The 16,305-nt window shown below is 61.7% G+C and carries 18 protein-coding genes; 12 read left to right on the top strand and 6 right to left on the bottom strand.

The genetic code is table 11. The annotated features are described in order from the left end of the window. Nucleotides 1-104: 104 nt before the first annotated feature. The 8 genes from cyoE to ACQ66M_RS02470 all read left to right on the top strand — a co-directional run bounded on the left by cyoE (nt 105) and on the right by ACQ66M_RS02470 (nt 6,675). On the top strand, nt 105-1,058 hold the full coding sequence (cyoE, locus tag ACQ66M_RS02505) for a heme o synthase (protein WP_350171249.1): 954 nt from the start codon (nt 105-107) through the stop codon (nt 1,056-1,058). After that, complete coding sequence (locus tag ACQ66M_RS02500; protein WP_350171250.1) at nt 1,059-1,370, top strand: hypothetical protein; 312 nt, start codon at nt 1,059-1,061, stop codon at nt 1,368-1,370. Continuing rightward, complete coding sequence (locus tag ACQ66M_RS02495) at nt 1,367-1,945, top strand: cytochrome c oxidase assembly protein (protein WP_350171251.1); 579 nt, start codon at nt 1,367-1,369, stop codon at nt 1,943-1,945. The genes ACQ66M_RS02500 and ACQ66M_RS02495 overlap by 4 nt, the downstream gene beginning before the upstream one ends. Nucleotides 1,946-2,022: 77 nt before the next feature. Then, nucleotides 2,023-2,901: a cytochrome c oxidase subunit 3 gene (locus tag ACQ66M_RS02490; protein WP_350171252.1), complete on the top strand. Its 879-nt coding sequence runs from the start codon at nt 2,023-2,025 to the stop codon at nt 2,899-2,901. Between the two features lie 91 nt (nt 2,902-2,992). Next, nucleotides 2,993-3,685, top strand: a complete 693-nt coding sequence (locus ACQ66M_RS02485) for an SURF1 family cytochrome oxidase biogenesis protein (protein WP_430401633.1) — start codon at nt 2,993-2,995, stop codon at nt 3,683-3,685. Then, nucleotides 3,682-5,067: a threonine synthase gene (gene thrC, locus ACQ66M_RS02480; protein ID WP_430401631.1), complete on the top strand. Its 1,386-nt coding sequence runs from the start codon at nt 3,682-3,684 to the stop codon at nt 5,065-5,067. Before ACQ66M_RS02485 ends, thrC begins: the two co-directional genes overlap by 4 nt. Further along, entirely contained in the window at nt 5,067-5,636 is a 570-nt protein-coding gene (locus ACQ66M_RS02475) for a GNAT family N-acetyltransferase (RefSeq protein ID WP_350171255.1), read from the top strand. Before thrC ends, ACQ66M_RS02475 begins: the two co-directional genes overlap by 1 nt. Before the next feature lie 10 nt (nt 5,637-5,646). Further along, a complete protein-coding gene (locus tag ACQ66M_RS02470) occupies nt 5,647-6,675 on the top strand; it encodes an EAL domain-containing protein (RefSeq protein ID WP_350171256.1) in 1,029 nt (342 codons plus the stop codon). Here ACQ66M_RS02470 and ACQ66M_RS02465 read toward each other — a convergent pair whose 3' ends face one another. Next, nucleotides 6,676-7,236, bottom strand: a complete 561-nt coding sequence (locus ACQ66M_RS02465; RefSeq protein ID WP_350171257.1) for a YqgE/AlgH family protein — start codon at nt 7,234-7,236, stop codon at nt 6,676-6,678. A 124-nt stretch (nt 7,237-7,360) separates the two neighbouring features. Between ACQ66M_RS02465 and ACQ66M_RS02460 the strand changes: the two genes are divergently transcribed. The 3 genes from ACQ66M_RS02460 to ACQ66M_RS02450 all read left to right on the top strand — a co-directional run bounded on the left by ACQ66M_RS02460 (nt 7,361) and on the right by ACQ66M_RS02450 (nt 9,493). Next, entirely contained in the window at nt 7,361-7,843 is a 483-nt protein-coding gene (locus ACQ66M_RS02460) for a peroxiredoxin (RefSeq protein ID WP_350171258.1), read from the top strand. 143 nt (nt 7,844-7,986) lie between these two features. Continuing rightward, entirely contained in the window at nt 7,987-8,955 is a 969-nt protein-coding gene (locus ACQ66M_RS02455) for an SPFH domain-containing protein (protein ID WP_350171259.1), read from the top strand. A 70-nt stretch (nt 8,956-9,025) separates the two neighbouring features. Further along, the gene (locus tag ACQ66M_RS02450; protein ID WP_350171260.1) at nt 9,026-9,493 is read left to right on the top strand and encodes an NfeD family protein; all 468 of its coding nucleotides are present in this window, start codon (nt 9,026-9,028) and stop codon (nt 9,491-9,493) included. A gap of 2 nt (nt 9,494-9,495) precedes the next feature. On the opposite strand, the gene ACQ66M_RS02445 is transcribed toward ACQ66M_RS02450, so the two are convergent. Together ACQ66M_RS02445 and ACQ66M_RS02440 are read right to left on the bottom strand one after the other, a co-directional pair. Continuing rightward, nucleotides 9,496-11,007 (bottom strand): S10 family peptidase, encoded by a 1,512-nt coding sequence (locus ACQ66M_RS02445; protein ID WP_430401629.1) that lies wholly within the window; start codon nt 11,005-11,007, stop codon nt 9,496-9,498. 127 nt (nt 11,008-11,134) lie between these two features. After that, a complete protein-coding gene (locus ACQ66M_RS02440; RefSeq protein WP_430401627.1) occupies nt 11,135-11,770 on the bottom strand; it encodes a fasciclin domain-containing protein in 636 nt (211 codons plus the stop codon). Between the two features lie 165 nt (nt 11,771-11,935). Here ACQ66M_RS02440 and ACQ66M_RS02435 point away from each other — a divergent pair, with 165 nt between their 5' ends. Then, nucleotides 11,936-12,085: a hypothetical protein gene (locus ACQ66M_RS02435; RefSeq protein ID WP_430401625.1), complete on the top strand. Its 150-nt coding sequence runs from the start codon at nt 11,936-11,938 to the stop codon at nt 12,083-12,085. A gap of 198 nt (nt 12,086-12,283) precedes the next feature. Here the strand turns inward: ACQ66M_RS02435 and ACQ66M_RS02430 are convergent, their stop codons facing one another. The 3 genes from ACQ66M_RS02430 to yghU form a co-directional block, all read right to left on the bottom strand. Further along, nucleotides 12,284-14,164: a tetratricopeptide repeat protein gene (locus ACQ66M_RS02430; protein WP_430401623.1), complete on the bottom strand. Its 1,881-nt coding sequence runs from the start codon at nt 14,162-14,164 to the stop codon at nt 12,284-12,286. Nucleotides 14,165-14,708: 544 nt separating this feature from the next. Continuing rightward, nucleotides 14,709-15,317 (bottom strand): trimeric intracellular cation channel family protein, encoded by a 609-nt coding sequence (locus tag ACQ66M_RS02425; RefSeq protein WP_430401621.1) that lies wholly within the window; start codon nt 15,315-15,317, stop codon nt 14,709-14,711. A gap of 81 nt (nt 15,318-15,398) precedes the next feature. After that, complete coding sequence (gene yghU / locus ACQ66M_RS02420; protein ID WP_350171265.1) at nt 15,399-16,271, bottom strand: glutathione-dependent disulfide-bond oxidoreductase; 873 nt, start codon at nt 16,269-16,271, stop codon at nt 15,399-15,401. Nucleotides 16,272-16,305: the final 34 nt, after the last annotated feature.

Below are 16,305 nucleotides of genomic sequence, written 5' to 3'. Positions count from 1 at the left end.
CGCCCGCCCGGTATCGGCCGCTGGCAGGCAACACAAAATCGGGCGGCCCTGCGCTGAAAAGGCGTATGGGCCGTTTCGCTTGAATGGCTCATAAGGCTTTGACCATGACCGATGCACCCGCCACGCCCGCACGGCGCTATGCAACCGCTAGCGATTACGTGAACCTGATGAAGCCGCGCATCATGATGCTGGTCGTCTTCACGGCGGCAGCCGGCCTGATCGCTGCAGCCAGCGTTACCGGCACGCCGATCAACCCGCTAATGGGCGCCATCGCCCTTCTGGCGGTTGCGCTCGGGTCTGGCGCGGCCGGGGCCATCAACATGTGGTTCGATTCCGATATCGACGCGATCATGACGCGCACCTCGACCCGGCCAATCCCGTCAGGCGCGGTGCCGCGCGAGGAAGCGATTGCCATGGGTCTCATCATGTCCGGCGTTTCGGTCATGCTGATGTGGCTCGCCTCGAACTGGATCGCGGCGGCCCTGCTGGCATTTTCTATCTTCTATTATGGCGTCATCTATACGATGTGGCTGAAGCGCTCGACGCCGCAGAACATTGTCATCGGCGGCGGGGCAGGGGCATTCCCACCGGTGATCGGCTGGGCCGCCGTGACGGGCAATATGCCACTGGATGCGTGGATCCTGTTCGCGATCATCTTCTTCTGGACGCCGCCGCACTTCTGGGCGCTCAGCCTGCTGGCCCATGGCGAATACGAGAAGGCCGGTGTGCCGATGTTGCCGGTGACCCATGGGGCGAAGGCCACCCGCCTGCAGATGCTGCTCTATACGATCCTGCTGGTGCCACTCGCGCTGACACCTGTACTCACGGGCCTCGGCGGCTGGATCTATGCGGTCACGGCCGCTGTGCTTGGCGTGGTCTTCCTGTCCTACGCCGTGCGCGTGTTCCGGTCGAATGCGGGCGATGCCGGTTGCAGCGACGCGGAGAAGAAGCTCGCAAAGTCCATGTTCCTGTTTTCAATTCTCTACCTGTTCCTGGTCTTTGCTGCGGTAATTTTCGAGCATGCGACCGGCCTGTTTTTCGCTGTGAAGGGCTTCTAGATGGCTGACGAGAAAGAACCCTATGCCGGGGAGTTTACGCCCGCGGCCAGGCTGGACCCTGAAGCGCTCGCCGCGCGCAACAAGCGGAATGTCTGGCTCGGCCTGGCGCTGTTCGGTTTTGTCGTACTGGTCGGCGTCACAACCGTCATCCGCCTGTCGAGCACTGACCTGAGCGAGGGTGCCAGCTTCTATTACAGCCCGAACAAGAAGGCCCGAGCGCCATTGCAGGAGGCGCCGGCCCTGCCGCCCGGCATGACCGAAGAACAGGCGGCTCCGCCCGCCGGACTTGAGCCCGAAGAGGCGCCCGAATGAAATTCTCGAACCGCACCATCGGATTGACAGCCGGCGGCGTCTTCCTTGGCATGCTGGGCCTCGCCTTCATGGCCGAGCCGCTCTACAAAAGTTTCTGCCAGATCACGGGTTTCGGGGGCACGACGCGGATTGCGACGCGCGCGCCGGATACGATCCTCGATCAGGAAATCACCATGCGTTTCGACGCGAACGTGGCGGACACGGCGCTGATTTTCCGTCCGCTGCAGCGCGAACAGACGGTAAAGATCGGCCAGCACGGTCTCGCCTTCTATGAAGTCGAAAATCCAACCGACAAGCCGATTCGCGTCATCGCGAGCTATAATGTGACGCCGCATTTTGCCGGGCCGTATTTCTACAAGCTGGAATGTTTCTGTTTCGAGGAGCGCGTCATTGCGCCGTTCGAATCAAAGAAACTGCCGATCGTCTACTTCGTTTCGCCAGATATGATCGAAGATCATGTCGCCAGCCAGCTCGAGACGATTACGCTTAGCTATACGTTTTTCGACAGTTCGACCTATAAGGGACCGCTTAATCAGGAAGCCCGGGGTGCGGCGAATTCGGCCTCGCCAGGCTGAGACTGTTGCGTTTCCGGCGCGGAGCGGGCTAAACAGCGCAGAGCTATACGTGATAATTTCAAGGGGTTTTCCAAGCCATGTCCAGCGGCGATGTCAAACATGATTACCACCTCGTAAATCCCTCCCCGTGGCCACTGCTCGGTTCCCTGGCCGTGCTCGTGCTGGCGGTGGGCGGTGTGACCTATATGAAAGGCCTGTTCGGCCTTGCAGCAGGCTCATGGTGGCTCATGGCCATCGGTTTCGCCATGGTCGCCTGGGTCATGATCGGCTGGTGGCGCGAAGTGGCCAAGGAGGGGGCGCTCGGCGACCACACGCCGGTTGTCAGCATCGGCCTGCGTTATGGCATGATCCTGTTCATCGCGTCCGAAGTGATGTTCTTCGTTGCCTGGTTCTGGGGCTTCTTTGAGTTCACGATCTATGAGTCTGCCCGCACCGGCAGCACGTGGGACGCAACCAACCCGCTTTATGCGGATGCGCTGGCCAAGTTCAATGACTGGCCACCGGCAGGCGTCGAGACGTTTGACCCATTCCACCTGCCCCTGATCAATACGCTGGTCCTGCTCCTGTCCGGCACGACCGTGACCTGGGCACACCACGCACTCCAGCATGGCGACCGGTCGGGTGCCAAGCTCGGCCTGCTGCTGACGGTCCTGCTCGGCCTCGGCTTCACCGCGCTGCAGGTACTTGAGTACAGCCATGCCGGCTTCACCTATGACGGCACGCTTTATGGCTCGGCTTTCTTCATGGCCACCGGCTTCCACGGCGCGCACGTCGTGATCGGTACGATCTTCCTCGCGATCTGCCTGCTGCGCCTGATGATGGGCGGCATGACGCCGACCAAGCATCTCGGCTTCGAATTCGCGGCCTGGTACTGGCACTTCGTTGATGTTGTTTGGTTGTTCCTCTTCGCGTTCGTCTACGTTGCGCCCTACCTCATCATGGAAGGCGGCAAGTAAGCGCCTTGACGCGAACCTGATCCGAACCCAGGCCCGCCGGCGCGTCAAACCGCCCGGCGGGCCTTTTTCATAAAAGGCCTCAAGACCCGCCATGACTTTCCGTCCGCTTCCTGTGCTTACGCTGTTCACGCTGGCCAGCCTGGTCATCCTGGTCTGGCTCGGGAACTGGCAATATGGCCGTTTCACCGAAAAGATGGCGCTCGACAGGGCAGAGCCGGAATGGGCCCTGATTGATGGCTCGGTGGTTCCGGGCAGTGAAACCATGGTCTATGCCTATGTCGATGCGAATGCAGCCTGGCGGCGTGTGGTGGCCATTGATACCGGACCCGACGTGGTCTTCACGCCAACCGAGATCATCTATCAGGTCGAACCGCCCAGTCCCTGCGAAGGGCCCGATTGCAACGCCGGCCTTCGCTATGCGGCGCGGGGGCTCTACCAGGTGCCGCGCGGGCGTAATGCGTTCAGCGGTGAGGACAGTCCCCAGACCGGCATCTATTACACGCTGGATCCGGCGGTGCTGGCAGCGGTGCTGCCAGCCGATCTGGCTGGCCGTGTCGACGGGCGCGTCTTCGAGCCCGAAACGGTTCAGCTGACCGAGAATGGCCGTACCATGGTGGGCGAGAATCCGTTTGCCCGGGTGCGGGCCGACAGCGAATTGCCGCCACAGCGCCATTTTGGCTATGCGATCACCTGGTGGGGGCTCGCCATGGCGCTGATCGGCGTGTATCTCGCCTTCCACTACCAGCAGGGTCGCCTGAGATTTCGCAAAGGGAGCGATGCGTGAAATATGTTTCGACACGCGGACAGGCCGCACCGGTTGATTTCGTCGGCGCCTGCCTTGCGGGCCTCGCCCCCGATGGCGGCCTCTATGTGCCGGAAACCTATCCGCAGATTGCGCCGGCCGGACCTGATGAACCCTACGCGCAGGTCGCGGCACGCATCCTGTCCGCCTTTGCGGGCGACGCGATTCCCGAGACTGACATGCTGGCCATGTGCGAGCGCGCCTATGCCAGCTTTGCCCACCATTCCGTTGCCCCGCTGACGCAGGCGGGCGCGGGCCTCTGGCTGATGGAACTCCACCACGGCCCGACGCTGGCCTTCAAGGATGTGGCGATGCAGATCATCGCCCAGCTCTACGATTACATGCTGGGCAAGAGCGGCAAGCGCCTGTCGATCGTGTGCGCAACTTCCGGCGATACGGGCGGCGCGGCAGCTGCGGCCTTTGCCGGCGCCCGGCATGCGGACCTGTTCATCCTGCATCCGCATGAGCGCATTTCGCCCGTCCAGCGCCTGTTCATGACCACGACCGGAGCGTCCAATGTGACCAACCTGGCGGTTGATGGTGACTTTGATGACTGCCAGGCGATCGTCAAATCGCTGTTCGCGGACAAGGCGTTCGCCAATAGCGTGGGCCTGTCGGGCGTCAACTCGATCAACTGGGCCCGGATTGCGGCCCAGTCGGTTTACTATGCAACCGCGCAAGCCGCGCTCGGCAGAAAGATCCGCTTCGTTGTGCCGAGCGGAAACATGGGTGACGCGCTGGCCGGCTATGTCGCCGCACGCTGCGGCCTGATGACCGGTGGCTTCGAGATCGCCTGCGCGGTCAACGAGAATGACGCGCTGGCACGCCTGTTCAACACAGGCGTCATGTCGCGCGCCCCGGCGGTCGCCACGCCGAGCCCAGCCATGGATATTTCCGTACCGTCGAATTTCGAGCGGCTTCTGTATGAAGCGACAGGCCGGGACGGCGACGCCGTGCGCAGTGTCTATGACCGCTACAAGCAGGCCGGTGAAGCCGCGTTGCCAGAGACGGCCATCGGCCGTCTGGGCTGTGTCGGCATCACGGCGGCGACCGTGAGCAACGCTGATACGCTGGCGGAAATGGCCCGGTTCGAAGCCGAGACGGGCTGGCTGATCTGCCCGCACACGGCTGTCGGCACGTTCCGGGCGCGCCAGTTGCCGCGCAGCGACATCGCGACAATCGTGCTGGCGACGGCGGCGGCGGCCAAGTTCCCGGAAACCGTGAAAGAGGCCACGGGCCTTGACGCGCCGCTGCCCCATCGGAGCGGCGCGCTGCTGGCGCGGGGCGAGGTCTTCGACCGCTTGCCGGCCGACCTGTCCGCCATACGCGGCGCGATTGAAGCCAAGACACACACGGTCCCCTGATGGCCGTCACCCAGCGCGATACACTGATTGCCAGCGAGCGCCTTGTCCTCGAACCACCCCGCAAGAGCGACTATGAGGACTGGGCGGCACTGCGGACGGCGAGCCGCGCGCATCTCGAACCGTGGGAACCTGTCTGGCCGGGAGACGCGAACTCGAAAGCGGACTGGGCACGGCGGTTGAAAGCCTGGAACGCGGCATGGAAAAACGCGCAGGCCTATGTGTTCCTGATCCGCCGCGTATCCGACAATACGTTGATCGGGGGGGCATCGCTGACGCATGTCCGCACCTGGCCGGCCTCCAGCGCCAGCCTCGGCTATTGGCTCGGGGCCGATTTTGAGGGGTCAGGCTACATGCGCGAAGCCGTGATCGCGTTGACCGCCTGGGGCTTCGACCGCCTCGGCCTGTGGCGCATCGATGCGGGTACGCTGGCAGAGAATAACCGGTCGCGCAAAGTGCTTGAAACGGCAGGCTTCGAGGAAGAGGGCTATGCGCGTGGCTACCTCGAGATTGCAGGCGAACGTCGCGATCACGTCCTTTTCGGCCTCGTCAGGCCACAAAATCACGGCTAGATTCAACTTAATGGCAAAGCCTCAACCTTCACAGCCTCACGGCAACTGGCACTGGCATGCGCCGACGCAGCGCCTCGCCATCAACGCGCCGAAGGCGACATTCCTGTCAGATATGTCGGGCGACTGGTCGATCACGGCGCTGGAACAGATGCTGGAGGGATTGAGCCGCGGCCGCCTCGGCAAAGCGCTTGGCACAGGCGAAGGGCCGGTGCGCTGTGCGCTGCGCCTGTCGAACGGGCGGGACGTGCATCTTGTCGGCGCCTTCATCGGGCGGTCGGAGGCACGCGGCATGCTGCTTGTCGGAGATGATTTCCCGGAAATCGATCCGTCAGACCTGAAACCCGGACCGGACCTTGCGCCAGTCTACCAGCCGATCATCTCGCTGCGCGATGGCCGGATTGCTGGCTTCGAGGCGCTCGCGCGGTGGGATGGCGCCGAGGGGACATCGCCGCCGAGCCGCTATGAAGACGAGGCGCTGGCCTCCAATATGCTGATCCGGTCAGCCGAGACGCTGGCCATGCTGCGGGAACGGTCCGGGCGGGATGATGTGTTCATGCACGTGAACCTGACGGCGCGCGACCTGGCGCGGGGCACTGTGCCGGCACTGGTCGAGGCGCTGATGAACGGCTACAAGCTGCCGCCCCGCGCCCTGAGGATCGAGTTGACCGAGCAGGCAGCGCTGCGCGATGCCAGCCATGCGCTGGCCGCGGCGATGGCGCTGAAAGCCGTCGGTGCCGGGCTGGTGCTTGATGATTTCGGGACGGGGCATTCCTCATTCGAGTGGCTCGCGGACCTGCCGGCCGACAGCCTGAAGATCGACCACGGTCTGACATGCCGCCTGGGCCAGCAGCGCATCGACACGATCCTCTCCACCATCACCTTGCTGGCGAGCCGCCTTGGCATGACCAGCACGGCAGAGGGGGTCGAGGACAAGGATGACGCCGTGCTGTTGCGCGGGCTGGGTTTTGACCATGTTCAGGGTTTCGCATTTGCCCGTCCAATGAATGCGGAATCGGCGGCCGCTTTCCTGACAGCCTGATCAGGCCGAGCCGCCATCGATCTGCAACCGGCCGGAATCGACTCCCATGCGGCCGAGCGCGTGGGTCCATTTCTGGCCGTGATCATCGCCGAACACAATGTCGTCATCGGGATCACCCACCAGCCAGGCATTGGCCGCCAGCTCCATTTCCAGCTGGCCGGCGCCCCAGCCAGAATAGCCCAGCGCCAGCACCGACTTGCGCGGCGCAGCGCTGGAGCCGATCATCTCCAGCATGTCGCGGGTGGCGGTCATGCAGAAGACCCCATCGATTTCCAGTGTCGCCCCCTCGCTGATGACGTCGCCTGTATGGATGACGAAGCCGCGCTCTGTGCTGACCGGGCCGCCATTGAGCACGCAGGCATCCGGGGCGCCGAGTTCCGTCGACACGTCCAGTTGATCGAACAGTTCCGGCAGGCGGATTCCTTCCATCGGCTTGTTCAGGACAATGCCCATCGCGAAGTCCGGCGAGTGGGCGCACAGCAGGATGACCGAACGGGAAAATTGCGGGTCGCCTATGCCGGGAAGGGCGATCAACAATTTGCCGGTAAGGTCGGTATTCATGCGCCAGGGGCCTCCATTGAGGGGAAGGCTGGGGCATGCGTTGCCATTTGGCAAGGGCGATGCGCCTTGCCGCAGCAGCGCGCCAGCCTTATGTGCAAAGTGAAATCTGCAAGGAGAGAAACAGATGAGCATCAAGGTCGGCGACAAGCTTCCCGAAGCAACTTTTATGGAAATGACCAATGACGGCCCCCAGCCGCGCACAACGGCTGATGTCTTCGATGGCAAGACCATCGCGCTCTTCGCTGTGCCGGGCGCCTATACGCCGACCTGTTCGGCCCGCCACCTGCCGGGCTTCATCGACAAGTCTGGCGACATGAAGTCCAAGGGCGTTGACGAGATTGTCTGCACTTCGGTCAATGATGTGTTCGTGATGAGCGCCTGGGGCAAGTCGGCGGGCGCCGAGCAGACCGTGCGCATGCTGGCGGATGGCAATGGCGCGTTCGCGTCGGCACTCGGTCTCGAGATGGACGCGTCCGGCTTCGGAATGGGCAAGCGGTCGCAGCGCTATTCCATGCTGGTCAAGGACGGCGTGGTGTCAGAGCTCAACGTCGAAGAGGGGCCTGAATTCAAGGTCTCCAGCGCCGATTATCTGCTCGGCCAGCTTTAGGGCTGCTTGCGTAGTATCTGTTAAACAAATCAAGCCATTATCGGCGCGTTCGGGGGGACCGGGCGCGCCGATTTCGTCACTTTATTATTGATTATCGGCAAATCCTCCCCCACATGAAAGTTAGTTGAAACGGAGAGGGTTCCATGGATTTTCTAATGACAGTGCCGGTGCTGATTGCAGTGGTCGGCCTCATACTGATCGTGTCCACGGTCAAGCAGGTCCCTCAGGGGTACAATTGGACGGTCGAGAATTTCGGCCGCTATACGAAAACCCTGACTCCCGGGCTGCATTTCATCATGCCGGTCTACCAGAAGGTCGGACGCAAGATGAACATGATGGAGACCGTGCTGGACGTGCCCCAGCAGGAAGTCATCACCAAGGATAATGCCATGGTGTCGTGCGACGCCATTGTGTTCATCCAGGTGATCGATGCGGTCTCGGCGGCCTATGAGGTCAACAATCTCCACAACGCCATCCAGAATCTTTCGCTGACCAATATCCGTACCGTGGTCGGCTCGATGGATCTCGATGAGGTTCTTTCAAACCGCGACGACATCAATGCGCGCCTGCTGCACGTCATCGATGCGGCGACCAATCCCTGGGGCGTGAAGGTAACGCGGATCGAGATCGCGGACCTCAGCCCGCCTGCCGACATTACCGAAGCCATGAACCGCCAGATGAAAGCCGAGCGCCTCAAGCGAGCGGAAATCCTGACGGCTGAAGGCGACAAGCAAGCGGCCATCCTCAAGGCAGAAGGCCAGAAGCAGGCGCAAATCCTGGAAGCCGAGGGCAGGCGCGAAGCGGCCTTCCGCGACGCCGAAGCCCGTGAACGCGAAGCCGAGGCCGAAGCCAAGGCGACCGCCATGGTCAGCGAGGCGATCGCCAAGGGCGATGTCAATGCGATCAACTACTTCCTCGGCCAGGCCTATGTCGCAGCGTTCGAGAAACTGGCAACCAGCCCGCAGCAGCGGACAGTCATCATCCCGGCCGAATTCTCCAGCATCATTGGCGCCATCGAAGGCATCAAGGGCCTGACCGGAGCGGCAAAGGAAGCACAGCAGGGCGCACGTTCGCAGGGTAGCGCCGTTCCACCGACGCGGACGGAATACTGATCTACTGTCGGTGCCCGGTCAGCGGCCGGGCGCCGGTTTCGATCTCAACCCCAACCGGGAGACCTTGATCATGGAACTGATTTTCAACGAGCTGACCGTCTGGCACTGGTTGGCCCTGGGCCTTGTCCTGTTCGGTATCGAGATGATGACAGGGACGTTCGACCTGATGATGCTGGCGATTGCCGCATGGCTGACCGGCGCTTTCGCCTATTTCGGCCCGGACGCCTATACGACCTGGCAGGGCCAGCTGGTCATTTTCGGCGCGGCGGCCTTCGTTCTGGTGGCGCTGGGGCGGACACTTTTCTCCGGACTGCGAGGAACGGTGGACGAACATCCAACTCTCAACAAGCGGATGGCAGGCCTGATTGGTCAGCGCGGCATTGCGACGGGCGATTTTGCCGGCGGAGCAGGCCAGATCAAGGTGGGCGACACTGTCTGGGGCGCAGAAGCAGCCGATCCCAATGTGCCGATCCGAGCCGGTGACGCCGTGGTGGTGGAAGGCGCGCGCATGACCACGGCGGTCGTGCGCAGGGCCTGAGCCTACTGCCCTGCCTGGATGAATGCACGCACGTCGTCTGACAGTTTTTTGCCTTCCGGTTCGGACAGGTACATCATGTGGCCCGCGTCATAGTAATCGAACTGGACCCGGTCGAGTACGACACCATTCTTGAACAGGGCCATTTCGGCGCCGAAGAAAGGCGTGGCGAGATCGTACCAGCCTGAGGCGAGCAGCACCTTCATCTGCGGGTTCTCACGCATTCCCTTGCCGAGCCATGGCGTGACATTGACGTAAGCCGGCCAGCCGCCCTCATTCATGCTCCAGTTCCATTGCGAACCCGGTTCGCCGGTCAGCACCTTGTAGGGACGGGTGAAGTCGATCTTCAGTTCGCGGGTGAGGTAGTCATTGATGGCGGCGACATAAGCGACATCCATTCCGTAGCCGGACGGGTCATTCTCCGGCGTGTCCGACGTGCCTTCGCTGTCGATACCCTTGTAGCGGCTATCGAAGCGGCCGACCGTATAGCCTTCACGGCGGAGCAGTTCCTTGCGAAAGCGGGTCGGGTCAACGCGCAGCTTTGCCTGGCGGATCCATTCCGCCGAGACGCCGAGATAGGCGCTCATCTCATTGGCAATCGCGGCTTCCTGGGTTGCGCCGAGCGTGTTGCCCCGGATCAGGGCGGGGGCAAGCGTTTCAATGGCATAGGCGCGGGACGCTTCGATGAAGGCGTTGAAGTCGCCATTCCATTTCGTCTTGTCGACCTTGCCATGAAACCAGGCGGTGGCCGCTTCGGAGGGGAAGAAGGAAATGTGGGCGGAGTCATTGCCTGGCGCGAAGCGGGCATTCTGGAAGTCCAGGATTGCGGAAATCAGGACTACACCATTCAGGCCGATCCCGTTCCAGCCACCTTGCAGCTTTTCGGTGAGGGCAGCGGCACGGGTGGTGCCATAGCTTTCGCCGGCCAGATATTTCGGGCTGTTCCAGCGGCCGTTCTCGGTGATCCATATGCGGATGAATTCGGCGATGCTCTCGGCGTCTTCATTGACGCCGTAGAATTCCTCGCCGGTATTGTCGCCGAGCGGGCGGGAATAGCCGGTGCCGACGGGATCGATAAAGACCATGTCTGTCACGTCGAGCAGGGAATTCCGGTTGTCGCGAATTATGTAGGGCGGGGCGCCGACATCCGTCGCGTCCGAAGGAGTGATGACCTGCTTTGGCCCGAAAGCGCCCATGTGCAGCCAGAGCGAGGCCGAGCCGGGGCCGCCATTGAAGATGAAGGTGACGGGGCGCTGGCGGGCATCGGATACGCCGTCGCGGATATAGGCGACCGAGAAGATGGAAGCCGTTGGTTCGTCCTTGGCGTCGCGCAGATAGGTTTCGCTGGCGACGGTCCGGTACTTGATGGTCTGGCCGTCAAGTTTCAGCGTGTGGTCTGAGGTGAAGGCCTGCGCTTCCGGAATGTCCGGCTTGTCGCTGGCGGCATCGGCCTTCTCTTCGGCAAACCCCGGAGTCACGAACACGGCAAGGCACAAGGCCAGCAACAATCCACGCATATTTTCAGCCCTCGGCATCCTGTTGAAGCGGGGACAGTATCAGGGAGGCGCGTTACTGCAAGCGCGGCAAAAAGTGGCCCCGCACCGGGAGGAGTGCGGGGCCGGGGTTCATGCTGGACGAGGGGCTTTAGCCCGGCATGACAACCGTGTCGATCAGGTGAACAACACCGTTGGAGGCATCGATATCTGTGGCGGTGACAGTGGCCGTTCCACCGGCTGCGTCGGTCAGGATGACATTGCCATCAACGATGGAGGCGGTCAGGGCTGCGCCATTGACGGTGGTGACCGTGTAGGTGCCGCCATTGTCGGTGATGGCCTGGACAAGATCAGCGGCCATGACTTCACCTGCCACGACGTGATAGGTGAGAACGCCCGCGAGCGTCGCCTTGTTCTCAGGCATCAGCAGGGTTTCGACCGTGCCTTCAGGCAGTTTTGCAAACGCGCTGTTCGGCGGAGCAAACACGGTGAACGGGCCGTCACTGTTCAGCGTGTCGACCAGTTCAGCCGCTGTTACGGCTGCAACGAGAGTCGACAGGTCGTCATTGCCGGCGGCAATCGTGACGATCGTACCGGGTTCGGCAGCGGCTTCTTCCATCATTGGTTCAGCCGGCGGTGTTTCAGGCTCGGCCATCATTTCGGTTTCGGCGGCCGCAGCAGCCGGAGCGGCATCATAGTCTGCCTGGTCGGCAGCATCTTCGCAGGCCGCGAGCGACAGTGACGCGGCGAAAGCGCCGGCCAGCAACAGGTTGGTTTTCAGGGGCATATGTGAATCTCCTTGCAATGCGCACAGGTACGCATGCCCTTTGTACGGAAGCGCGTGCAAACGGTTCACATTTTGACGAAAAAAAAGCCAGGCCAAGACTGGCCAGACGCCCACGCACCCCCGAGCGCAGTCTCCGCGCCCCAGCAGACATGGGCGATGACCGGCATGGGCGTAAGAGTCTGCCAGCACGGCACCAAGGCGGCCGAGGCGGGCAAGCAGGGGCGCGGCGGGCAGCGGGGATGGCGGCGCCTCGACGGAAAGCCGACGCCAGACCATGCCGGAGCCGAACACATGAATGCGCCCGCGCCCAGTTGAAAGCGATCAGCTCAAGGAGGAGGGCATGCGTGAAATGCATGCGGCGTTTTGTACGCGCAGTGCGCAAGTGTGGGATAGATTATTCGGAAACGACGATAATTCATGGCGTTACCGGGCTCTTGGCTGTCTGAGAGCGCATTTAAGTGATGATGTCGAATTCCCCTACTTTTCCTCGGGTCTCATGCTGAGGCGAAGTGGTTAGAAGTTGCCTCGGTAATATTTACTGGCCGTATCGCGGGACATGCAGGTGCGATGGGTGGAGTTGCCCGGACCATAGACCGTGCCGCAGACTGTGCCACCGGCCTCGTCGGCCTCACGCTTTCGATTGGCAGCGTACTGGTCCCATGCGCGCTGTACCGTTTGGCGGTCCATATTGTCGCGGGACTGGATATTCTGGCGGTTCATTTCCTGGATGGCTGCAATCTGCGCATCGGTCCGCGCCTTGTCCTGAGCCTTCTCGGCAGCATCAAGCTCAGCAGCACCCTCCGCACCAAGATAGAGCGCGCGGTAAATGGCTTCCTCGTAGCTAACCCCATCAAAATTGTCGTCGTGTCCCTGGTACTTGCGCCAGGCGACCAGCATGGCCGCTTCAGGAATGCCTTTCTTCGCGAGTGTTTCGTACAAGGCCCATGACATGTCGGACGCGTTGAAAATCGCCATGTTTGTATACGTTCCATCGGGTTTTGGCGGGGTCGGCTTGAGTCCGGAGCGGTAGGCGTTCGCCAGCTCGATCTCAGCGCTTGTATAGCCAAACATGGCCAGCCATTGCATGGTTTCCCGCCCGCGCTGAGTGTCGCCATGTTGCAGGTCGAACTGGGCCAGCATGAACCGCTCATCGTCGCTGATCATCGGATCGATGTAGCTGCCCTTCACGCCACCGGTTTCAGCGACAACTTCGTCCTTTCTTGCGCATGATGTGGCGTCTCCGCGTTCGCAGGCTGTGTCGAGGATGCTGATGGCGAGGTTAGGGGCCGCGAGGGCATAATTGAGGTGCCAGTCTTGGAGGTGCATGTCGGCCGCCTCCACGCAGCGCGTGTTGAAGTTGCGGCAGGCGGTAAGCCATGCGCGCGTCGCACGGCCCTGATCATACTCGATGCTTTGCAAAGCACCGTTCGACCCCAGAACCTTGGCAAGCTTGTAGGTGTCGCCCGCGAATTCGCAGTCTGCTTGATTTGAATTATACAGGCAGCGATTATACCGGCCCTTGAGAATGACCCACGCATTGTCCCAGGCAAAATCCTGACCGGCATAGACGGCAAACTCGCAGGCTTCACGTATGCCAAAATCACAGGCCTTCACCAGCGACCGCAGGCCCGGGAACAGACCACCTGACTTCACGCCAGCCATGTCTTCCTCGCGCAGAATCCCGAGGCTGTCGAGATAGCAGGCCGGCGCGTGGACCGCCCGGTTGCAGCCCTTGCTCCAGTACTGGCGCGCAAGGTCTTCATCCCTGGACACAGTGTCGCCCTTGAAATAGGCGATGCCCAGCGCGACGCAGGCTGGCCCGTCGAGATCGGTATCGCGGCACTTGTCCTTCAAAAATACAATCGGTTCAGGCAGAGGCGGCGCGGCCTGGACATAATTGGAAAGCAGCAAATCTGCCCTCCACATACAGGCAGAATTCGACTTAAGCTCGCACCCTTTCCTGTAGAAGCGGTCTGCTTCCACGCGGTCGACGGGAATTGTCAGGCCCAGCTCAAGGGCAACACCCTGGCGCGCGCAGCCATATCCGTTCCCGAGATCACAGGCCTGAGTATAATATCGGATGGAAAGCGAGTCGTCTTCGGCAACGCCCATGCTGCCCTTCCTGTACATGGTGCCCACCTCCTGACACAGCCAGGCATTCCCATCAGCACACCCTGTCACGGCCATGGTGCGTAAGTCAGGGAAATATTTTTCAGCTCTCTTGCCCCTGGCCTTCTGCATCTCCGCATACAGGTAATCATAGGCCGCTTCACAGGCGACATTGTCATTCGCCTGGGTGCAGGCTGCCTTGTCAGATTTGACCGATTGCGCTGTCGAAGGCCCCGCGATCGCAGGGAGCGCGGCAGACGCAAGCGTGGCAAGAATAGCCAACACTGTGTGTTTCACCCATACCTCAACGGAACGAGGCCCGGCGGCCAGATGTTGTCGTCTCATGCCTTGCCCCCGCTGCCAGCTTTACCTGGCCATGCCTGTATGACCGTTTGTGCAGGCAGTCGGCGTTAAGGGATTGTATAAAACCGACATTCTGAGCAATCTTGATCCGGGAGGGGCAGGGAGCCCCAAGCGATATGCAGTTCGAATACTTCCGACCTCGCGAAGACGTCCGGTAAAGCGTTGGCAGCCATTACAAACTTGCCAGTGAGACCGGTCTTTCAAGGGGGGCGATCTATGTCGCGGTTTTTTGCGGAAGTTGCGATTATTGTTGCCCTCAGGCTCAACTGGAAGAACAGCCGGGTTGGGTAGTGGATCAACCTGCTGGCTGTCTCAGCCGCCGATATTCCCTTTGTGCTTTTCACTGTGGTGCCGGGCCACATGGCCGGACCCGAGGCCGTGCTTGGTCCTGCACTCTGGCTGTCGGGCCTTGCGTTCTCAACTGCCGCATTGGTGACCGCTCAGCGCGACTGACTTGAGGCGTGCGTCAGAACGGCGACTTTGGCAGGGATAGCTGGAAGATAATGGCCAGTGCACGGAGCGTGAAGGCGGCGGCAAGGCCGCCGATGAAGGCGCCGGTTTCGGGCAAGCCGAAAGAGGCGAGGCCGAAATAGACTCCCGCGCCGAGCAGGGCGGCGGTGGCGTAGACGTCCTTTTTCAGGAGCAGCGGTTCCTCATTGGCGACCACGTCGCGCATCAGGCCGCCGGCGCTGGCGGTGAGGGCGCCCATGATGAGCACGACGGCGAGCCCGTGATCGAGGCCCATGGCCTTGGCCGCGCCGGTGACGGCGAACAGCGACATGCCGAACGCATCCGCCCAGCGCAGGGGACGGAAGTTTTCAAGGAAGCGGTGGAAGGCGAAAGCGGTCAGACCGCCCGCGATGGCGAGGATCAGGGTCGGCGTATCAGACAGCCAGAAGACCGGCTGGTCGAGGATAAGGTCGCGCAGCGTACCGCCGCCAATGGCAGGCAGGAAGGCGAGCACAATGATGCCGAACAGGTCCATGTCCTTGCGCACGGCCATGATGCCGCCGGAAATGGCGAAGACGAACACGCCGACGCGGTCAAAAAGGGTGAGGATGAGTTCGGGGGACATGGGCCCGCTCCTGTGGTGCTTCAGGGGGCCGTCCGGATGATACGGCCCTCTCCCGTCCATAGGCGGGAGAGGGCCGGAGGGCTAGCTCTGCGGTTCGAGCTTGTCCTGGGTTTTCGTGTCGAAGTCGCTTGCATCGTGTCGTTCGCGAAGTTGCATTTCAGGCTTGCCGAAGGTGCGGTTGACCATCTGGCCGCGCCTGACGGCAGGGCGAGCGCCGATCTGTTTCATCCAGCGGATGACATTGGTGTAGTCCTGCACTTGCAGGAACTCGCCCGCCTCGTAGACGGCGCCCGTGACAAGCGCGCCATACCAGGGCCATATGGCCATGTCGGCGATCGAATAGTCTTTGCCGGCCAAGTATTCATTGTCGGCGAGGCGGCGGTCGAGCACGTCGAGCTGGCGCTTCACTTCCATGGCATAGCGGTTGATCGGGTATTCGTATTTCTCTGGCGCATAGGCGTAGAAATGGCCGAAGCCGCCGCCGAGAAACGGCGCGCTACCCATCTGCCAGAACAGCCACGAGAGGGCTTCGGTGCGCGTGTGATGGTCGGTTGGCAGGAAGGCGCCGAACTTTTCCGCAAGGTAGAGCAGCATGGCGCCCGATTCGAAGATGCGGGTCGGCGGATTAGTTGAATGGTCCATCAGGGCCGGAATCTTGGAGTTCGGGTTGATGTCGACAAAGCCGGAGCCGAACTGGTCGCCCTCACCGATATTGATCAGCCAGGCGTCATATTCCGCGCCCGTGTGGCCGGCGGTGAGGAGTTCCTCGAACATGATCGTGACCTTGACGCCGTTGGGCGTGCCGAGAGAGTAGAGCTGGAAGGGATGCTTGCCGACAGGCAGTTCCTTGTCATGGGTTGGCCCGGCAATGGGGCGGTTGATACTGGCGAACCGGCCCCCGCTTTCCTTGTCCCATGTCCAGACTTTCGGCGGGGTGTAGGTCGGGTCGCTCATGTCGCTTGCTCCGTGGTTTCTGGTTTGGCACTGG

Source organism: Hyphomonas sp., from assembly GCF_965284475.1.
Lineage (GTDB): Bacteria > Pseudomonadota > Alphaproteobacteria > Caulobacterales > Hyphomonadaceae > Hyphomonas.
The sequence above is the reverse complement of the archived record's forward strand: the minus strand, read 5'-3'. Positions and strand labels throughout refer to the sequence as shown.